The sequence below is a fragment of the Nonomuraea sp. NPDC048826 genome (assembly GCF_043198225.1).
GTDB lineage: Bacteria > Actinomycetota > Actinomycetes > Streptosporangiales > Streptosporangiaceae > Nonomuraea.
Genome location: NZ_JBICUQ010000017.1, coordinates 73,447 through 93,056, shown reverse-complemented (window position 1 = coordinate 93,056; position 19,610 = coordinate 73,447). Strand labels below are relative to the sequence as shown.

At 65.7% G+C, this 19,610-nt stretch carries 18 protein-coding genes; 5 read left to right on the top strand and 13 right to left on the bottom strand.

Going from position 1 to position 19,610, the window contains the following annotated elements; translation table 11 throughout:
* Positions 1–243 precede the first annotated feature (243 nt).
* Positions 244–4,392, bottom strand: a complete 4,149-nt coding sequence (locus tag ACGFI7_RS41300; RefSeq protein WP_393415172.1) for a hypothetical protein — start codon at positions 4,390–4,392, stop codon at positions 244–246.
* 40 nt (positions 4,393–4,432) lie between these two features.
* Complete coding sequence (locus ACGFI7_RS41295) at positions 4,433–4,705, bottom strand: CU044_2847 family protein (protein ID WP_393415169.1); 273 nt, start codon at positions 4,703–4,705, stop codon at positions 4,433–4,435.
* A 714-nt stretch (positions 4,706–5,419) separates the two neighbouring features.
* On the opposite strand from ACGFI7_RS41295, the gene istA reads away from it, so the two are divergent.
* Both istA and ACGFI7_RS41285 read left to right on the top strand, forming a co-directional pair.
* Entirely contained in the window at positions 5,420–6,949 is a 1,530-nt protein-coding gene (gene istA, locus ACGFI7_RS41290; protein ID WP_393415175.1) for an IS21 family transposase, read from the top strand.
* 82 nt (positions 6,950–7,031) lie between these two features.
* Positions 7,032–7,685, top strand: a complete 654-nt coding sequence (locus ACGFI7_RS41285) for an ATP-binding protein (RefSeq protein ID WP_393415167.1) — start codon at positions 7,032–7,034, stop codon at positions 7,683–7,685.
* A 623-nt stretch (positions 7,686–8,308) separates the two neighbouring features.
* Here ACGFI7_RS41285 and ACGFI7_RS41280 read toward each other — a convergent pair.
* The 3 genes from ACGFI7_RS41280 to ACGFI7_RS41270 are packed head-to-tail and all read right to left on the bottom strand — an operon-like array spanning position 8,309 to position 10,484.
* Positions 8,309–9,505: an MAB_1171c family putative transporter gene (locus ACGFI7_RS41280; protein WP_393415165.1), complete on the bottom strand. Its 1,197-nt coding sequence runs from the start codon at positions 9,503–9,505 to the stop codon at positions 8,309–8,311.
* A 2-nt stretch (positions 9,506–9,507) separates the two neighbouring features.
* The gene (locus ACGFI7_RS41275; RefSeq protein ID WP_393415162.1) at positions 9,508–10,047 is read right to left on the bottom strand and encodes a hypothetical protein; all 540 of its coding nucleotides are present in this window, start codon (positions 10,045–10,047) and stop codon (positions 9,508–9,510) included.
* Complete coding sequence (locus ACGFI7_RS41270) at positions 10,047–10,484, bottom strand: helix-turn-helix domain-containing protein (RefSeq protein WP_393415159.1); 438 nt, start codon at positions 10,482–10,484, stop codon at positions 10,047–10,049. The genes ACGFI7_RS41275 and ACGFI7_RS41270 overlap by 1 nt, the downstream gene beginning before the upstream one ends.
* A 214-nt stretch (positions 10,485–10,698) precedes the next feature.
* On the opposite strand from ACGFI7_RS41270, the gene ACGFI7_RS41265 reads away from it, so the two are divergent.
* The gene (locus tag ACGFI7_RS41265) at positions 10,699–11,079 is read left to right on the top strand and encodes a hypothetical protein (RefSeq protein WP_393415157.1); all 381 of its coding nucleotides are present in this window, start codon (positions 10,699–10,701) and stop codon (positions 11,077–11,079) included.
* A 101-nt stretch (positions 11,080–11,180) separates the two neighbouring features.
* The gene (locus ACGFI7_RS41260; RefSeq protein WP_393415154.1) at positions 11,181–11,573 is read left to right on the top strand and encodes a hypothetical protein; all 393 of its coding nucleotides are present in this window, start codon (positions 11,181–11,183) and stop codon (positions 11,571–11,573) included.
* A 16-nt stretch (positions 11,574–11,589) separates the two neighbouring features.
* Here ACGFI7_RS41260 and ACGFI7_RS41255 read toward each other — a convergent pair whose 3' ends face one another.
* From ACGFI7_RS41255 to ACGFI7_RS41235, 5 genes are all read right to left on the bottom strand, one after another.
* Entirely contained in the window at positions 11,590–12,462 is an 873-nt protein-coding gene (locus tag ACGFI7_RS41255; RefSeq protein ID WP_393415152.1) for an NAD(P)H-binding protein, read from the bottom strand.
* A 12-nt stretch (positions 12,463–12,474) separates the two neighbouring features.
* Complete coding sequence (locus tag ACGFI7_RS41250) at positions 12,475–13,887, bottom strand: MFS transporter (RefSeq protein WP_393415149.1); 1,413 nt, start codon at positions 13,885–13,887, stop codon at positions 12,475–12,477.
* Between the two features lie 20 nt (positions 13,888–13,907).
* Positions 13,908–15,233, bottom strand: a complete 1,326-nt coding sequence (locus ACGFI7_RS41245) for a cytochrome P450 (RefSeq protein WP_393415146.1) — start codon at positions 15,231–15,233, stop codon at positions 13,908–13,910.
* A 61-nt stretch (positions 15,234–15,294) separates the two neighbouring features.
* Positions 15,295–15,486 carry a hypothetical protein gene (locus ACGFI7_RS41240; RefSeq protein ID WP_393415143.1) on the bottom strand — a complete coding sequence of 64 codons (192 nt, stop codon included), beginning with the start codon at positions 15,484–15,486 and terminating at the stop codon, positions 15,295–15,297.
* Positions 15,487–15,524: 38 nt separating this feature from the next.
* Positions 15,525–15,932, bottom strand: a complete 408-nt coding sequence (locus ACGFI7_RS41235) for a helix-turn-helix domain-containing protein (RefSeq protein WP_393415140.1) — start codon at positions 15,930–15,932, stop codon at positions 15,525–15,527.
* A 13-nt stretch (positions 15,933–15,945) separates the two neighbouring features.
* Here ACGFI7_RS41235 and ACGFI7_RS41230 point away from each other — a divergent pair, with 13 nt between their 5' ends.
* On the top strand, positions 15,946–16,623 hold the full coding sequence (locus ACGFI7_RS41230; RefSeq protein WP_393415137.1) for an SGNH/GDSL hydrolase family protein: 678 nt from the start codon (positions 15,946–15,948) through the stop codon (positions 16,621–16,623).
* Between the two features lie 22 nt (positions 16,624–16,645).
* Here ACGFI7_RS41230 and ACGFI7_RS41225 read toward each other — a convergent pair whose 3' ends face one another.
* From ACGFI7_RS41225 to ACGFI7_RS41215, 3 genes are read right to left on the bottom strand one after another with little or no spacing between them, the layout of a single operon-like run.
* Positions 16,646–17,134, bottom strand: a complete 489-nt coding sequence (locus ACGFI7_RS41225) for a S26 family signal peptidase (protein ID WP_393415134.1) — start codon at positions 17,132–17,134, stop codon at positions 16,646–16,648.
* Positions 17,131–19,017 (bottom strand): ABC transporter ATP-binding protein, encoded by a 1,887-nt coding sequence (locus tag ACGFI7_RS41220; protein ID WP_393415131.1) that lies wholly within the window; start codon positions 19,015–19,017, stop codon positions 17,131–17,133. Before ACGFI7_RS41220 ends, ACGFI7_RS41225 begins: the two co-directional genes overlap by 4 nt.
* On the bottom strand, positions 19,017–19,589 hold the full coding sequence (locus ACGFI7_RS41215) for a TlpA family protein disulfide reductase (protein ID WP_393415128.1): 573 nt from the start codon (positions 19,587–19,589) through the stop codon (positions 19,017–19,019). The genes ACGFI7_RS41220 and ACGFI7_RS41215 overlap by 1 nt, the downstream gene beginning before the upstream one ends.
* Positions 19,590–19,610 lie beyond the last annotated feature (21 nt).

Sequence of the window (19,610 nt, the reverse complement as noted above, 5' to 3'; positions counted from 1 at the left end):
TTCGTTCTTCTTGGTCGTTGAACCAACTACCGGAGACCTCTTCGTTCAACGATCACCGACACGCCCCACACATGATCTTTCGAAACACGGCCTAGATGCCTTGCAACGCCAGCCGGTCATCCAGCCGCTTGCGTCCCGGATGCCGGAAGCGCCTCTGACGCTGTGGCAACAGGGGGCTCGTCCCTGCCCACAGCTCATCGCCGGCAGGAAAGACCAGGCGCGGGCAGTGCCCGGCGACAACTCTCAAGAGCGTCTCAGCCAATCGGGGCTGATAGCAATGGTCAAGATTCCGGCAGAGAGCGCAACAACGAGCTTTCCATCTGCCCACGCTATATCGAGCGCTGCGTGGTGCACCGGAATGCTGATGAGAGACTCAGCCCTTGCGACGTCCCATATACGAACGGTCGCATCATCGGAGGCGGAGGCTGCCAGGACCAAGCCATGATAAACGCCAACACATACGGCATTCACCCTTGCCGCGTGGCCTTCGAGACGGGTGTCCGTCCTGGCCGCGAGAAGATCCCATAGCCGCACCGTATGATCGTCAGAAGAACTTATCAGATAGTTTCTATCTTTAATTATCGTCATACATATGGAGTTCACTCCACCATTATGTCCCGTTAGAACGCTATCCGAATTAGAGGTGCGGGCATTCCAGAGCCTTATAGTCCCGTCACTAGACGCGCTGGCTAGATACGGGTCACGGCCCAGACTGAAGCTGCATATTGAATTAACTCGATCGACATGACCGTAAAGAATCTGAGGAGGTGATTCAGGTCGCCAGAGACGAACCGTCTCGTCATCACTTCCCGAAGCAAGCGCGACTGTACCCATAGCCGTCACAGGAAGCAGACAATTTACGCCTCGCTCATGACCCAAAAAGGACCACAAAACGCTGCCCGCGACAAGGTCTATGGCCATTATCCTCCCATCCTCGCGCCCACAAATCACAACCGGACGGCTATCCGAGCCCGCCAAGCAAAGACTGCGGACCGCAAAGAAAGGCGTTCTAATGATTTTTTGAACAAGTCCGTCTGATACACCCCAAACCCTCAATGAATAATCAGCAGACGCGCTGATTACATACCCCTCCGATTCGAATATTAGAGGTATAACGGAGTTTACTAAGTCGGTATGACCTCTTTCTTCTGCCTCAATCGCTCCACTCCGCGGATTCCAGACATCAACAACATAGTCCTGCGTCTTATAATCTCCAGGATCCCAAACCCGAACAGTCCGATCAATAGAGGCCGTCGCAAGTAGAGGTTTTCCGTTGAGCGTGAAGCTCACGGCGTCGCGGATGCTCTTAGTGTGGCCAGGCAAGCGGTGCGTGATGCGCCCAGTGTATGCATCCATGATCTGCACAGAACGGCCAGACGCCACAGCCAGTAGCAGCTCTTTGCCAGCCGCGAAAAGGCAGAGCTTCTCAAGGAATCGTTCGATGTTAACGGATTCAGCGAGCACTCGTTTGGCTGCAGCATCCCAAACTTGCATCGAGCCATCCTCATAAACAACCGACAGCATAGCCTTGCCTTCGTGGGCGAAGGACCACACTGATCGCGCCATACGTGCCATGCCCTTATCCCTAGACTCCTCCTGGGGCAACGCAAATTTGACCTTTTCCGATTGAGGATCCCACACATGCACCTTACGATCAGCCGAAACAACAGCAAGCAACGGGCGATTCGAAATCTCAGTCACACACATATCATAGATATCTTCGATCACACCATGTAGCGAATTCCACACACAGCCTTCGCCGATATCCCAGATGATTGAAGTCCGATCATCAGAAATGCCGACAAGATAAGGCTTCCCTTCCAGCACAAAAGAATGTATTGCGTGGACATTGCCATGCGGATTCGGTAGGTACTTCACCATTTGCCCGTTCATAGGACTCCAAATCCGAACTGTGCAGTCGTCCGAGGATGATGCAAGAAGTGGCTGTCCATCAAAAACAAAGGAGCAAATTCCGTGTACACGGTCAGTGTGACCCGACAGGACCCTCTCGGCTTGACCCGTGGAAGGATCCCAGATACGAATTGTACAATCGTCAGAACAGGTGGCCAGCAGTACTCGATCTTGAAGTATGAACATACAAATACCATTCACTGCTTCATTGTGACCATGAAAAATAAAGCGTTCCTCTTGTGGTCTAGCACTGGCCCACGTGGCGCGATAGGGCATGGGGAGGTCAATCTCGGCAAAGGTAGTTCCTGTGGCCTCCAACGCCTCGGTGACACTTAACTGTGCCGCTCGGACACCTGGGCTTTCCCCGAGGGCGCGTGGGGTTAATTGAATCATTCGTGCCCGTGAGCGCGCTAAAGGACTTGTAGCTTTGTCCGCCCATTGAATCAGACGGATCAAGTCAGCATGAAGAATATATTCTGGGTCCGAGAGAAGTAAATCCATTAGTTCAACGCTCGCCGCATGGTCAGGTAGTGAGCGAGTTAGATACCCGGGCACTCCTGTCCATCTTCTCGCACATCCGTACCGTAGCAGAGCTTGTGTCATGGCTAACTCATCCTGATTGCCCTCAGTTACCTCTTTTCGGCCATTCAACAGGACGTCATTGAGTGCTTGATGGAACAATCGATACGTGACCGCTATATTGCCATCATGTTCGCTTGATTCAACCAAGAAGGAGGCAGCTGACGATTTTGCAAACGCGACCAGGTCTACGGCAGGAACCTTTTTTCCCGTTATCGCTTCAAGCACAATGCTCCATAGCTCAGAGGTCAGTCCAGGAGCCTTAGCCAATGCTAGTGTGCTCAGCAGTTCCTTGGCGTTCACACCTTGTATGGGATTCACACGATCCAGGTATGAATGGAGCGCAGAGTCCACTGTGGGGGAGAATGAAAGATCGCTTAATTGGACTGCCCGTCTATCGTGCAAACCATGCGATCTCGCCATAAGGCCCGCAATAAGAAAATTCCCAGCGGAGAGCTGCGCTATCCTGTCTGCGACAACCGCCGCGACGGAGTACTCATTATATGGGTTATCAGTTCGCTCGTCACCAACTAGTTGTAGAGTGGCTAGAGCAAAGGACGCCAAGTCTGCGATGTCGAAAAAAATGGGATCATCCAAATCCACAACTTCGACTGCTGCCCCCAAGTATCTGACAATATCTCCGCCATCGTCAACGCGGCGCGATCCGAGTACGACCTGCACCCCAATATCGCTGCATGTCTCAACCAGCGGGAGTACTATATATTTGAGTATCTCTCGCGCCTGCTCGGAGTTGACTGCTTCATCCAATGCGTCTATAATTACGTTGAAGCGTTCACCTCGCTGTCTTTCGGATAGGGCTTGGCGAATTGAAAGCGCTAGATCCGCAACAGTGAGCGGAATTTGCGCAGACGCCGCGCGCGCGACTTCTTCCGCAACCTCTAAAGCTGTCTTGCCTTTCGCGTGCACTGCACAAGATATCAGCTCCGGTGAAGCTTTTACGCCATCGTCGTCTGCGGGCAACAGGGCGCGGAGGGCGTAATCTGCGGTAGTAACAATGCGGCCCAATACTGCCGACTTGCCAGCCCCTGGAGAACCGGTGACTAAGAGAGCTTTTCTATCAATAGACGATCTTTCGAGCCAGCCGACGACAGCCGATAGAGCCTTTTTACGCCCGCGAAATCGGTGCCCCCGTTCACTGTCATTAGTTACACCTCGGGCACGTGGCCTCCAGTGCCTATGAGCTTCCACGTCTGTTGTGAGTGACCAACCCCATGACGCAAGCGCACTACTGCCGGCCCTGGCCGCAGACCAGTTGGTTAGCTTCAGCAAGGACTCATCGGGCAGACATTTGTCGATGCCGAACAGGGTAATTGCCAAGCCGTCGCCAGCCTCATTGGCCTGCCCAAGAACTCCCACCACTGCTTCATAGTCCGGCGACCATAGCCCGCTGCCACTGAACCCAGGAGAAACCTTATAGCGCGAATCAGTATCAAGGCGTATCCACTCGTAACCAAGGTCATCTCCAATAACTCCATGCGTGGAATGCCCCTGTGGACTACCGCCAGCGAAGCCAAAGGCCCACCAACGCCTCCCCACTAGTGTAGATCCCTGGGGGCAAAGAAGTGGAGCAGCGTTGACTTCAGTAGGAATGGATTGCTCCAGAAATAGTATCGCCACATCTGCTAGCTCGCTGTGATGGGGAAATGAAATCTGAACTATTTTTTCTCGGATATACGAAGCATGAGACACCATGGGAAACGCCAGCCAGAGATCTATCGCGTTTCCGGATACCGCGAGCTCCTTTACTACATGAGCAGACGTAAGAGCGCGCTTAGCGTCGATGACAACTGCAGATCCGATGGGGATGAAGTCGTCCTGAGTTCGGTGAATCGCCGCCACCCAGGATTTGTCACTGGGGCCGCCTGCATTGATGATGTTCATCTGCTGCCCGAAGCGTCCATAAAGAACAAAGATACCTGCTTCACCGCACCGCCTCCCACTTGAGGGTTACCTCAAAGTTTCCCTCCGTGGCACCTTTTGCGATGAACCAATTTGTGGTGCCGCTCACTTTGATACCGAACTTAACCTCAACCTCATTTGGCGCGACCGTCTTAATTTTCTCCAATATCACCTCCGCGGCACGGATGACAGGAGCGAGGGCCTCTCTTATGTCTCCTGCTACCTGATTCGGGCCCGCCGGACGGAAGTCTGATGTTGGATCCACCTCTATGAGCACTAAAGTCAGTTCGTCCACCTGATAGGTAACTATTTGGCGAGAAATATTGCCTTCCCTTCTCGTCTCCTGATGCGTGAGCTCGGCTCGGACTGATCATTACGATTTTATCCATCCTCGGGCGCTATATCTACTTTTGCGACGCCAAACTTTCCACTGTTGCGTGCAATCCGTCTGGATCACACACGCTTTGTACGCTTTGTGTGCTTTGGGAGTTTTGTCGCCTAAGCGGCAATTGCTACACCGTGGTGGGCCGTCCGGTGCCGACCATCTGGGTATCGACGGCGGCTATCTCGGCCCCACGCTGCGGGGAGGGGTGTATGCATGTCCCTCAACATCACCAACGGGGCGACAAGACGAAACCCCGACTTGACGGCACGCACCTGGTCCAGGAGATAGAAGGTGGCCACTCCAACCGAGAGCATCCGGTGCCGCCCGGTCTCGTCTAAATGACGATCGATCAACCCGCCGCGTTCTTGGGGGCAGGTGCGCGCGCACCGCGCTGTGTATGCGGCCATCTGAAACTCCAGGTCGGCGGACAGGTGACTCCAGGTAGATGGCCAGAAGAGTCCCGGTAGACGGACATCGAAAATCCTGGTCGATAGCCACGTAATCTCTCGATCTTGCCCGTGTGTCCCGGACGCTCGGCGATGCTTCACCCGGTTGGAGTTGCGGACGAGGTAACCAGCCGTTTCGACCGGGAGGAGCCTTGTGACCAAGTCCGACGCGGAATTGATGGAGATTTTCAGCGCCTACGATCTAACCGGATGCGCCTGGTCAGCGGCGCAACTGGTCGGGTGTGACCCCAAGACGGTGCAGCGCTACGTCACAATGCGCGATACGGGCGGCGTCCCGCCGGAGCGAACCTCGCAGGCCCGGTCGATCGATGCGTTCCTGGCCAAGATCGAGGAGAAGGTCGAGCGGTCGGGCGGCAAGGTCCGCGCCGACGTGGTGCACAAAGACCTGGTGGCGATGGGCTTTCGCGGCTCGGAGCGGACCACCCGGCGAGCCGTGGCAGCGATCAAACAGTCGTGGCGGACCGGCCGGCGGCGCGTCTACCGGCCATGGATCCCCGAGCCGGGCATGTGGCTGCAGTGGGACTGGGGCGAAGGGCCACGCATCGCCGGACGCCGTACCCAGCTGTTCTGCGCCTGGCTGGCCTGGTCGAAGTACCGGGTGGTGCTGCCGGCCTGGGACCAGACGCTCGGCTCGCTGACCGCCTGCCTGGACGCGGCACTGCGGATGATCGGAGGAGCGCCCACCTATCTGCTGACCGACAACCCCCGCACGGTCACCGTCGAACACATCGCCAAGATCCCGGTCCGGCACCCGCAGATGGCCGAGCTCGGCCGCCATTACGGATGCGTAGTGCACACCTGCGAGCCGTTCGATCCCGAGTCCAAGGGCGGCGTGGAGAACACCGTGAAGATCGCCAAAGCCGATCTGGTGCCCACCACTACGAACCTGCGCTCCAGTTACGGCAGCTTCGCCGAGTTGGAGGACGCCTGTGCCAGCTGGACCGAGCAGATCAACCACCGCACGCACCGGGCCACCCACCGCCCGCCCGCTCACATGCTCGAAGAAGAACGCGCTCACCTGCACCCGCTGCCCGCCGAACCCTACGCACTCGCGCTCGGTGAGGAACGCCTGGTCGGCGAGGACCGCACCATCCGCTGGGGCGATGTCCGCTACTCAGTGCCGCCCGGCCACGAGGGCCGCAAGGTCTGGTGCCGAGTCCACGGCGACGAACTGGTCATCGTCGGCCGGCGAGCACACGACGGGCCAGGCCAGCAGGCCGGCGGCGACGGCCTGTCCGAACTTTGGCGGCACCAGTTGTCGACCCCGGGCCGGCCCCGCATCGTCGAGGCGCACTACCCGGATCATCCCGGTGGCAACGGGCCGCGTCAGCCCCGGCCGCGCCCGCAGACCAAGGCCGAAGAGCGCTTCCTGGCCATCGGCCCGGGCGCCGAGGCCTGGCTGATCGAAGCCGCGGCCACCGGGGTCGCCCGCATCCGCGCCAAGATGGCCCGCGCGATCGAACTCGCCTCGCTGGTCGGCGTCGAACGTGTCGACGCTGCGCTCGGCCTGGCCGCCATCCACGGCCGCTTCGGTGACAGCGATCTGGCGTCCATCTGCGACCACCTGGCCCGCAGCTCGACCATCGGTCCCACATCCAGGGCCGATGAAAACCACTCCGCCCAGCCCGGCACCGCCTCCTGGGCCGCCATCCGAGCAACACCTCAGAACCGCGGCAACAGGGACTGACCAGGAACCGATCAGGCCGCCGACATCAACCACCATGCCGACTCGGCGGCCCGACCGTCACACCAACACTCGGAGACTACACATGAGCGTTTCGCTGCCCAAGGCGCCACCCATCCCGGCCGAACTGGAAGTCCTGTTCACCCGGATGCGCTTCCCCTACGCCCGCAAAGCCGCACCCGAGGTGCTGGCCACCGCCCGCGCTCAGCGCTGGGATCCCGCCGAAGTGGTGCGGGTGCTGCTGGCCGAAGAGGTCGTCGGCCGGGACAACGCCACCCGGCGCAGCCGCCGCAAGAGCGCCGGCATGCCCACCGGCAAGAGCCACTTCATGGAAGCGCTCTGCCACCAGGCCATCGACGCCGACCTGCGGGTGTCGTGGTTCACCCTGGAAACCCTGGCCGTCACCATCGGCCGGGCCCACGTCGACGGCAGCATCGCCCGGACCATCGCCAAGATCTGCCGCTCCGACATCATCGTGATCGACGACATCGGCCTGCTCCCGGTCGGCCACGAGACCGCTGAGGCGTTCTACCGGCTGGTGGACGCCGCCTACGAACGCCGCAGCCTGGCCGTCACCAGCAACATCCATCCCTCCGGCTTCGACACGATCATGCCCAAGACCATGGCCACCGCGACCGTCGACCGGCTCATGCATCACGCCCACATGGTCGAGACCAGCGGTGAATCCCACCGCCTGGCCGAGGCCCTGGCCGGAAAGGGCGTCGTCCCTCTCACCTGACCGTCCACCTGGACGTTACGTGTCCGTCTATCTGGAGATTTCACGGCCGCCAGTCTGGATCAGGCTGGCCGCCTACCTGGAGAAATTCCTGACCGTCCACACGCTGGCGGTCCACCCGACACCTCTGCAGAACCTGACAGGCATATGTCTAGTCGACGACGACACGGGGTCGGGTGTTCGCAATCCGACGACGCCTGTTCAACGTCCCAACGCAGGCGTACTGCACCGTCGCCTTCTCCGACGGATGCTTCTTGGCGCGTGGATAACCATCGATACTGGTCCGAGCCGGTCGCCGCCGTCACTGTGTTCGTTGACGTCGACGTGCCACCTGCCTGCGGAGCGACCGACCACACTTTTCATCTTGGGCACCGGCGGATGTAACCGAAGACTAGTCACCCGTACGGATTGACCGGACATCCCTCAGGGAGGCGCCAAGTCCTCTGCGAATTGGAGGAAACAACCCGCCGCGTAGCCGACGGTAGTCTGCGGGCCACCGGGCTTGCCGAAGAGGCATGGCCTTGGCCTGCCATGCCTTGGGCGGAGGTGAGAGCCCGGCACCCCAAGAGCCTCACAGGCGTCGCAGGTGTTTCGGCAGGACCCAGTCCGGATGGCCAGGACGAGGCTCACCCGGTGCGGGGTGGGGCGTGGTTAGGAGTCTTGGAACGGCGGAAGGCCCGCGCGACCTCTCGGAGGAAAGCGGTGTCGCTGACCAGGTCTTCTCCGCCCGGGGTGTGGATGACGGGGTCCGGGAGAGCGATCATGCCGCGGGCCTTCGCCCGCAGGGCGGCGTGGAGGGTGGCGGCTTCGGCGGCCGCGTCCAGCGCTTCGCCGTGCGGGCCGGTCCGGCCGGCGCCCGCGTGGGCGGCCTCCGGGCCCAGGTAGGGGGCCAGGGCCAGGCGGCCGTCCCTGATCTCGATGACGCGGCGGTAGAGGCGGAGGTCGAGGTCGCGTACCGTCAGCAGGTCGAGCAGGGCCGGGGTCGCCGGGGTGAGGGCGATGTGCGGGTTGGCCGCGTACAGGGCGCGCCAGAGCGGGCGCAGCGTCTGGTACGTGCGGTAACGGTCTAACCAGACGAGCGACGCGGGCGCGTTCACCAGCCTGCCCCAGGCCGGGAGGGTGGCGCCGCTGAGGACGAGCAGGTGGGCCAGGAGCGGCAGGATGCCGTCGGCGAGAAGGCTGCCGGTGGGCGGGTACGAGAAGGAGAGGCGCGCCGCGGCGAAGACGAGGGTCTTGTGCACGTGGTAGCCGATGGCGAGGTACGCCCCCACGGTGACCAGTCGCAGGCCGACCCGGAGCAGAGGCGCGGTGCTCATGCGCGCGTAGCGCCGGCCGAGCACGGCCATGCTGCCGAAAGCCGGGATCAGGTAGGTCGTATAGACGAGCCAGTATTCGAGGACGCCGGGCGTCGCCGCGTAGCGCGCGGCGAACCGCACGTCGTTCACCGGCGTGTCCGCTGCCAGGAACAGCGCGCTCATGACCGTGAACGTGAGGGCCATGATGGCGAGATGGAAGCGGGTGAGCGGGCGCACGGCGGAGACGGGGTGGCTCAGGTGCCACAGGAAGGTCCTCGCGGACCAGGCGACGACGAGCATGCTGCCGTGGCCGAGCAGCCGGGCCAGGTTCGGGATCCCGGTCACCTCGCCGATGAGCGCGTACACGGCGGGGGTGAGGAACGTCAGCGACAGGGACAGCCCCAGGAGGACGAGCCAGACGGTGTCCCTGGCCGGGTCGGGCGGCCCGCGCCGGCCTTTGCGCACCCGGTAGGCGAGCAGGACCCAGGCGATCACGGCGGGGCCGTAGTGACGCAGCGCCTCGGCCATGGTCAGAAGGGCCGCTCGGGGCGGCTGGAGTCGGCCCAGTCGAGCAGGGCCCTGATGCGCCCGGTCAGGGCGTTGGTCTCGGCGACGACCTCGGGCGCGGCGAGCTTCCCTGCGCGGGCCTGGATGAGTGAGGCGAGCAGCTCGGCTTCCTGCTCTTCGACGTCGGTGTACGTGGTGCGGCCCAGGACACGGTGCACCATCCGGGGGTCGAGGTCGGGAAGGAGGTGCCGCCACTGGTCAGGGCTGGTGGCGCCGGAGGGGTAGTGGTCGCAGAGCAGATGACTGAGCTCGTGCAGGATGATGTGCTGCTGATGGGGAGAGGTCGTGACCTGGTCGTAGAAGATGAGGTCACTGTCTCCGGCGGACACCCACATGCCGCACACACCCGAGCTGCGGGTCATCGGCAGGAGCCGGATGGGCCGTCCGCGCTGGGCGGCGACCTGCGCGCACAGCGCCTCGGCGGTGAAAGGCTCCGGCAGTGGCAGGCTTTCCAACCTGGCCTCGCAGGTGCGGCGCAGGCGTCTGAACGGAACCGCGGACATCACGCCCCTTTGGTCGCGTCGGGCAGTCCTTCCAACTCGCGTACTCGCTCGACCATCTCGGTGATGGCGTTGAGGCTCTTGGGGGAAAGGCCCGAGGCACGTAGCGCGATCTGTCTGACCGATGCGTCCCGCAAGGCGTTGAGAAGTTCGAGTTCGGCGTCGATGCGCTCAGCGGCCGCCTCGTCGAAGAAGTAGGCCGGCGGCACGCCGAAGAAGCCCGCGAGCGCTTCGAGGTGACGCTTGGTCGGGTTGTCGCGCAACCCCTTGCGCAGTTGCCAGACGTAGGTGGCCGAGATCGTCGGCCCGCCGCTGTCGCGCAGCGCCGCGGCGACCTCCTCGTGGGTGTATTCGCCGCCGTGGCGCGGACGCACCCGGTGAAACAGGTGGTCGAGCTTGGCTGCGAGCGTGCGACCGGCGTCCGTTGAGCCGCTGGACATCCACACCTCCTCGCCCCCGTCCATCACCACGGTAGCAGACCCAGCAACTGACGTGGGTGTCGTCGATGCGATCGTCTCACACCAGTTTACGGTATCAGCTCCGATGTCTCCGCTCCCATGATCTCATTCATGTCAGTTGACGGTTGAATCCGTACGAGTTTATGCTCGCCGCCATGTGAACAACTCAGGTTAATCGCTCCGGAGAGGAGATCATGTGGAGAAGCAGCAGAGGTCGGCGCCGGTGAAGAGGGCCGCCCTCCTCGCGGGCATCGTCGTGGCGATCGTCCTGCAGGCCCTGCTCGTGGCAGGCCCCGCCGCCGCGTCGGCGGGGAAAGTGATCCTCTATCGCAACGCCGACTTCACCGCGCCCACAGCCACCCGCACCTACACCACCTGCGCCGGAACCGCCACGTTCACCGGTCCCGTCGGCTCCTTCGACAACCGGCCTCCCCCGGGCTGCGCCGTCACCCTGCAGACCCGGACGGGCGCGGTCTTCACCCTGTGCGCGGGGCGCGGAATCGTGCCCCCGGCCTACCGGGACGCCACCCGAGCGGCCATCAAGCCGGGCGCCTCGGCACCGTGCGCGCTCACCTAGGAACACACCTGCTCCCCGGAACGGCCCGCGCCAGGCAATCGGTCGCGCCACGCCACCTTTCCCAGCAAGCGACACCCAGATCACCACAGGAGGATTTCGCCATGGCATCACGCAAGATGGGCCGCAGGATCGCCGCCGTCGTCGCGGTGTTCGGGATCGCGATGTCGACCGTCTCGATCTCCGGCGCGCAGGCTTCGTCCGCCTCCGTTCTCGCCTGCGGAGCACAGTCGGCGAAGACGCCCTGGAAGTCGGGGAGCACCATCTGGGGAGAGGGCTTCGCCGGCACCTGCAGCGGCGACTACCGGATCATGCTGGAGCGGTCACGGTGGTACGGCTGGGAGAACATGGCGGCGTCGGTATGGATCAGACCGGCGGAGAGCACGTACGTCACCTACAACTGCTCGGGTTCGGGGACCCACACCTACAGATCCGTCGTCTGGAAGAGCGGCGTGGGCACGATCGCCACCTCCGGGAAGTTCAGGACCTCCTGCTGAGCGGCCGTCTCCACGGTCACACGGGGGCGAAGGCGGCACGATGGTCCAGGGCCCAGGTCTCGAACGCGCGGGGCGGGCGCCCGAGGATCCTGCGCACCACTTCCGTGACGCGTGCGTTGCCGCCTTCCCGTGCCCAGGTCGCTCCGGCGACGACCGCCTCGATGGCGGGGTCGTCCATCCCGGCCGACCGCATCCGCGCTCGCGCCTGATCAGGCGGCACGTCGGCGGTGGTGATCCGCCGTCCGAGCACCCGTGCCAGACAAGCGGCCTGGTCGGGGACGCTCAGCGGCTCCGGGCCCGTCAGGGTGAGGATCTGCCAGGCGCCGACGCCGGAGAGCAGGCACTCGGCCGCGACGGCGGCCACGTCCCGCGGATCGACGACGCCCTGGCGGCCGGACCCCGTCATGTTGGGGATCGCGCCGCCTTGCCGGATCGTGTCGGCCCAGCGGAGGAAGTTCGAGGCGAAGCTTGGCGCGCGCAGGATCGTCCAGGGCAGTCCGCCGCCGGTCACGGCATCCTCGGCGGCGCGGTGCCAGGTCCCGACGATCCTGCCGTCCGGCCCCCGGGCGCCGGCGCTGGTGGCGGAGAGTTTGACGAGTCTGCCGACGCCCGCCGATCGCGCCGCCCGGAGAATCGCCCGGTCGTGACGCGGCACGGGCGACTCGGGCGTCGTCAGCACGAAGACCGCTTCCACGCCGGCGGTGGCGGCGTCGAGGGACCGCCGGTCGTCGTAGTCACCCTTGACGACGTCGACGAGCGGGTGCCCGGGAAGGTTCTCGGGGTGGCGGGTGAGAGCGCGGACGGGCACGCCACGGGAGGTCATGATCGCGAGGAGCGCGCTGCCGACCGTGCCCGTCGCGCCGGTGACGAGGATGTACGGGTCGGACATCGAGCTCACCCCTCACGGGCGGTAAGGCGGGAAGAGATAACCCGCCAGGAACATGAGGGCGGCTATCCCGCCCGCCACCGCGAACGCGACGGACGCGGCGGACGAGAAGGACCATCCGTGGCCGGCCGCCTCGAAGAAGACGGTGCCGAGCAGCGCCGCCCCGAAAGCGCTGCCCAGTTGCTGAAGCGCTGACAGCGCGCCCGTCGCCGTGCCCATCTCCTGGGGTTCGACGTCGGCCAGCGCCAGCGCGAAGAAGGGCCCCATCATCAGGCTGGATCCCAGCCCCGCCACCAGCAGGGCGGGCACGAGCCGCCACGGCGTGACGTCCGTCCCCATCACCCACACCAACGAGACGAGGCCGGCCACGGTGATCGCGGCGCCGCCGTGGAACACCCTCCGGCCGTACTTGCTCACCATCGGCATCACGAACGAGCCGACGATGATCCCCGCCGTCATGGCCGTCCCGGTCAGGCTCGTCTTGGCCGGCGCGTACCCCAGCCCGAGCTGCAGGTAGAGGGTGAAGGCCAGCCCGAAGCCGGAGAGCGCGGCGAAGTACGCCAGGCCGACGGCCATCCCGGCGACGTAGGACCGCTTGCGGAACAGGCTCGGCACGACGAGGGTGTCGGCGCCCAGGCGGCTCCTGCGGGCTTCGTGCCGGCCGAACGCGACGAACGCGGCCAGCGACCCGCCGATCATCGCGTACGTCCAGATCGGCCAGTCGTACTCGCGGCCCTGGACGAGGGGGAAGACCACCAGGAGCGACCCCACGGAGGCCAGGGCCACGCCCGTCCAGTCCAGCGCGACCCGCCGAGCAGGCGGATCGGGCGGCAGGGTGAGCACCGCGGCCAGCCCGGCGAGCACCCCGATCGGCACGTTCACCAGGAAGATCATCCGCCAGCCCGCGCCCAGCAGGTCGGCCTCCAGCAGCCAGCCGCCGAGAATCGGCCCGCCCAGGGAGAAGACGGCCATGAAGGGCCCCATGGCGTTGAACGCCAGCGACAGGCTCCTCGGCGGGAAGACGTCCTTGATGATGCCCAGGCCCTGCGGGATCATCGCCGCGCCGAAGAGCCCCTGAACGGCCCGGACGAGGATGAGCATGTCCGAGGTGACGGCGGACGCGCACAGCAAGGAAGCGAGCGTGAACCCGGCCATGCCGATGAGGAACATCCTCTTGCGGCCGACGATGTCGCCGAGCCGCCCGCCTGTGATCAGGCCGCAGGCCAGCGCCAGGGTGTACGTGGCGGTGTACCACTGGAGATCCGACGTGCCGCCCTGGAGGTCCGACCGGATCGTCGGCCCGGCGAGGACCGTGACGGAGACGTCGACGAGTTCCATGGCGGAGCCGAGCATGATGACGACCAGAGCGGGCCAGCGCCACCGATAACCCGGGCCCGCCTCGCGCACCTCGTCTTCGGCGACGCTCATCTCTCTCCTGTTCGCGAGCCCTACGCGCGGGCGTGGAAGACGGCCCGCAGTCCGTGCGGGACGAGCAGGGCCTGCGGCGCCGACACGACGCTCCGCAGATCGGCGACCTCGATGTCGAACCTCGTCGCGAGCCAGGCCGTGGCCAGGACCAGCTGCAGCATGCCGAGCTGGTTGCCGAGGCAGATGCGGGGGCCCGCGCCGAAGGGGAAGTACGCGTACCGGCCGTGGGGCGGGTCGCCGCCGAGCCAGCGTTGCGGGAGGAACTCCTCCGGGTCCTTCCACCATCGGGGATCCCGGTGCACCAGATAGGCGCAGAACATGAGGTGTTGCCCGGGCTGCAGGTTCCACTCCCCGACGCGGGTCTCGCGGACGATGTCGCGCCCCATCAGCCACGTGGGCGGATACATCCGCAGCGCTTCCTTGACCACGGCTTCCGTGTAGGGCAGGTCGGCCGTCCCGAGAGGAGCGTCCGACGTGCCGAGGCCCGCCTCGTCGGCCTCGGCCCGCACGCGTGCCACCAGGTCGGGGTCCATCGCGAACTGGCGCACGATCCAGCTGAGTGACGCTCCGGGCACGCCGTGGGAGGCGCGGAGCACCACGTTGAGCACGTCGTAGACGGCTTCGTCGGTCAGCTCCGCCCCCGCGCCGTGCAGCAGTTCGTCCAGCAGATCCTGGGTGTCCGGCCGGTCGCCCGCCGCCCGCCTGCGGGTGATCTGGTCGAGCAGCGCCGACCGGACCTCCTGCGCGGTACGGCGGAACCTGCGGATGCGCGGGGTGGGAAGCCAGTGCGGCAGCGTCAGCGAGCTGGACATCAGCGCGGACGCCGCCGTCGCCGCCCTGTCCACGGCCTCCGCGACGGCCCGCACCGATGCGCCGTGCTCCGGCCGCCCGCCCAGGCAGAAGTCGGCGATGGCCTGGCCGGAGAAGGACCTCATGACGGAGAGGACGTCGACCTCCCGGCCGGCGTGCTCGTCCATGATGGCGGCGAACCGTCCCACCAGCCGGGAACCGTAGGCCACCGATCCGGAGGAGTTCATGCCACGCCAGCCCTTGCGCCGCGTCGACATCCAGACGGGCAGCCGGCGGTCGATGATGTCCTGGAACCTGGCCGCCGCGCCCGACACGAGCGGGCTCTCGGCACGGAACTCGGCGTTCGTCCGGACCAGCACATCATGGATCAGTTCCGGGTCCTGGACGACGACCGTGGTCGGACTGAAACGAAAGACGTCCCCGTATTCGCGTTGGGTCCGGGCCAGAAAACCCAGGCGGTCACTGTCGTACTCGTAAGTGTTGCCGATCAGGAATCGGCCGGACGGGCCGGGGACAGGCCGATAGCGGTTGGACATCGATTCCCTTTTTCGGAAAGGAGGGAGATCCGGTCGGGAGCTCCCGGATCTCCCTCGGCTTTCATCCGGTAGGAGTCGCCCAGTGGTAACGTCCGCCCATTTTGCCTCTGTTGAGGCCCAGCACCGTGAGTGTCAGCATCTTCGCCATGCGGAAACCTTCTCCCTCGGGAGTCGAATTTTCTGCAATAACGCGCTCGCCGAATGCCCGGCAGGTGCGCTTTTGCTCGGTCAGCGTAACAAGACGCTGCTTCACACCGACTTCACCATTGTTTCTCCGGGAAACGCCACGGATCAGGGCGCCAGGGTCCGCAGGTCGAGGTTGTGGAAGGCGTTCTCGACGAAGCGGGCCGCGAGGTGCTGGGCGGCATTCAGGTCGCCGCCGCGGTCGATGGTGTGCTCGCAGACCTGGAGGGCGACGCCGACGCAGGCGGCGGCGAGGGCGTCGGCGACGGGTCCGAGGTCGGGCCCGAACGCCTCCTGGCGGCGCTTGATGAGGCCGGTGAGCTGGTCGGTCACGCCGTTGACGACCTCGCGCCGTACGACCGCCAGGTAGATCTGCTCCTTGTTGCCGAGCCGCGCGTAGAGGGTCGGTTTGGTGGTGCCGGCCCGCTTGGCGATGTCCGCGATCTGCGCGGCGGCGTAGCCCCCGGCGTGGAAGACGGCGCGCGCCGCCTCGAGGAGGTCGTCCGCCTCGCCCATCCAGTACGTGGCGATGGGAGACTCCTTCTCCTCCGGCCTCGGCGCGCCCGGCGTCAGCCTCGACTGCGGCCGCAGCCCGCAGGGCTATCCTACGCTGTGGGCCCAGGCCCATGGCATCACCTCCTTCACCGACGTCGCCTGCGGCGGCGCGGTCACCGACGACGTGCTGGCCGAGCAGATCCCGGGACTCAGCGCGGACACCGACGTGGTCACCATCACCATCGGCGGCAACGACACCGGCTGGGGGAACCAGGTGCTGACCTGCATGCAGTCCGGCGACTCGGCCTGCACCAACGTGGTCGACCAGGCCGTCGCCGGCCTGCCCGCCGTCGCGGCCAAGATCGAGACGGCCTACGCCGCCATCCGCCAGGCGGCCCCGGACGCGACGGTCTACGTGCTCGGCTACCCGCTCCTGTTCGAGGAGACCGCCGGCTGCAGCGCCTGGATCGTGCCCAACCAGTTCCAGCGCAAGAAGCTCAACCGGTTCGGCCGGGCGCTCAACCAGAGCATCGCCCAGAGCGCGGCGAAGTCCGGGTTCCCGTTCGTCGACACCCAGGCGTTCTTCGCCGGGCACGCCGTCTGCTCCAGCCAGGCGTGGATCCACCCCGTGCTCAACCCCACCCCGCTGCACCCCAACGCCAACGGCTACCGCTACGGCTACCTGGCCGCGCTCACCTCGGTCACCGGCTGACCAACGGCTGATCAGCGGCTGATCAGCGACCGCCGGGCGGGCGCGCGGCAGCGGTGGAGCGCCCGCCCGGGTCGTGGCCCGGGAAGGCGTCTCCGGCCAGTTTCCTGAGCACGACGCCGAGGATCCGGTCGCCGGGGTAGGGGCCGGTGCGGCGGGAGTCGTCGCTCGCGGTGTTGTCGCCGAGGACGATCAGCGCGCCGTCGGGGACGGCCCGCAAGGCGCCCGACGCCTCCCGCGCCGAGACGGGGATCGGGTCACCGGGGAGCGCGGCGACCCGTTTGACCTGCCAGGGCGTGCCGGCGCGGGAGACCGCGGCGCGCGGGGGTTCCAGGACGACGATGTCACCGACCTTCAGCGCGGAGAGGCCGCACCGGCGTACGAGGAGCTTCTCCCCCGGTCGCAGGGTGGGGGTCATGCTGATCCCCGACACGGTGACGACCACGATGCGCCGCCGTACGACGACCACCGCGACCAGGAGCGCCACCGCCAGCGCGGACGTCAGCGCGATCATGGGATCGGCTGCGGCTCGTGGCCGGTGTCGTAGCCCGACGCCTGCATGCGGAACAGGCGGGCGTAGGTGCCGTCGTGGGCCATCAACTCGTCGTGGGTGCCCTGTTCGGTGATGCGGCCGGCGTCGAGGATGGCGATCCGGTCGGCCATCCGCACCCCGTTGAGCCGGTGCGAGATGATCACGCTGGTGGTGCCGTGCCGGTGTTCGACCAGCCGCCGGTGGATGGTGTGCTCGGCCTCGGCGTCCAGGCCGGAGCTGGGCTCGTCCAGGATGAGCAGGTCGCGGCGGCCGCGCATCAGGCCGCGGGCCAGGGCGATCCGCTGCCACTGACCGCCGGACAACGTCATCCCCGTGGTGGTGCCGTCGGAGTCGGAGTCCATGAAGAACATCCGGCTCAACAGGGTGTCGTAGCCGTAGGGCAGGGCGGCGATGGTGTCGTCCACCTCGGCGGAGGCCGCGGCGGCGCGGATCCTGTCCCGGTCGCGCAGGGCCGGCAGGTCACCGATGCCGATGTTGTCGGCGGCCGTGAAGTCGTAGTTCATGTGGTCCTGGAAGACGGTGCCGATGCGTTCGCGCAGGTCGGCGACGGGGATGTGGCGGATGTCGACGCCGTCCCAGCTGATCGAGCCGCGGGTGGGCTCGTACAGCCTGCACAGGAGCTTGACCAGGGTGCTCTTGCCGGCGCCGTTCACGCCGACCAGGGCCGTCAGCGAGCCGGCCGGGATCCGCAGGTCGACCCCGCGCAGCACCCACGGTTTGTCCGGGTCATAGCGGAACCACACGTCGCGCAGTTCGATCGCGCCGCGCAACGGCGGCGCGGGCACCGGGTGGGCCGGGGTGGACAGGTCCGGCTCGGCGTTGAGGATGGCGAGGTAGTGGCCGAACTGCAGCAGCGCCTGGTGCCCGCCGGCCAGCTGGGCGACCAGTCCGGACAGCCCGCTCTGCACCCCGGCGACGGCCGCGATGAAGATGATCACGTCGCCGGGGGTCAGCAGGCCGGCGCGTGCCTGCAGGATCCCCCAGACCAGGCCCGCGCCGGAGACGGCGGCGGTCAGCCCGGCCAGCCCGAACTGGGTGTGGAACACCCGCCGGTCCAGCTTCCGCTGCGCGGCGTTGACCTGGCGCAGCTCGCCCATCATCCGCGAGCGGATGAAGTCCGCCAGGCCGAACAGCCGGATCTCCTTGGCGGCGGTACGGTCGATCATCAGCTGGGAGTAGAACACCTGACGCCGCTCGTGCGGGCTGATGGTCCACAGCATCAGGCCCCGCCTGCTGCTCAGGCTCAGCTCGGCGACCACCACCGGGATGGCCGACAGCAGCACCACCGCGGCCATGACGGGGCTGATCGCCAGCAGCGAGCCGGTGAACCCCAGCATGGTGACCACGGTGCGCACCCCGCCCAGCGAGGTGTCCAGGATCGTCTGCGGCGACATCTCCCCGGCTTGCTGGGCCAGCCGGATCCGGTCGTGGAAGAGCGGGTTCTCGAACCTGGACAGCCCGGCCTGGCGGGACAACGCCGCGTACAGCCGGTCCCGGCTGTGCAGCCGGATCGAGCGGCCCATCTCGGCCTCGACGTACTGGAAGAGGTGCGGCAGCGCCGCCGCCATCAGCCCGAGCCCGGCCAGGAACGCGCTCTGCCCGATCAGCCAGCCGACGGACCGCTGCTGCCCGAGCAGCTCGTCCAGGATCTGCTTGGTGAGCCAGGCGACCGCGACCGGCGTGGCGCCCATGACCAGCGCCCCGGCCAGCTGGAGGAGCAGCAGGGCGGGCCTGGCCCGCCAGGCCACCCCCAGCGCGGTCGCGCACCGCTCACGCCAGCTCGACGCGCCGCCGGTCGCGTGATCGGCCGACGCGTCGTCCGGGGTCTGCTCGGCTGCGCGCATCACACCGAGACGGCCTGCTGCGACCGCTCCAGGGTGACCACGCTGGCGGCGGCGGCCTGGACCGTGCCGTCCTGCCCGAGCGCGATGAACGAGGGCCAGCCCCGCACGGCGAACGCGGTCATCAGCGGGCCCTCGATCGGCTCGACCACCACGCGGGCCATCGGCGCGACGGCCTCGATGATGTCCGCGGCGTCCTCGGCCGAGCCGGAGATCACCACCAGGTTCCGGTCCCGCCCGCCCGCTCCGGCGTACTCGACGAAGCGGGGAAGTTCGTCGTGACAGGCCGGGCATCCGGGAGAGAAGAACCCGACCAGCAGCGGACCGTCCGCCCCGCTCACACCGGCCGGTTCACTCAGGGCGATCTCGGCGCCGTCCAGGGTGGTAGCGGTGAAGTCGGCGACCTGGGTCCCCGGTTCGGGGACCATCTTGCGGTCGGCGAGGTTGTCGATCCCGGCGCGGGCCCATTTCGCGTCGTACTCACGCAACCGCCGCAGGACGGCCAGCATCAGCAACAGGTTGAGCCCGCCCAGCACCCCGACCACGACCACCGCCGCGATCAACACCACATCCATCGACCCGTCCTCCTTCTCACG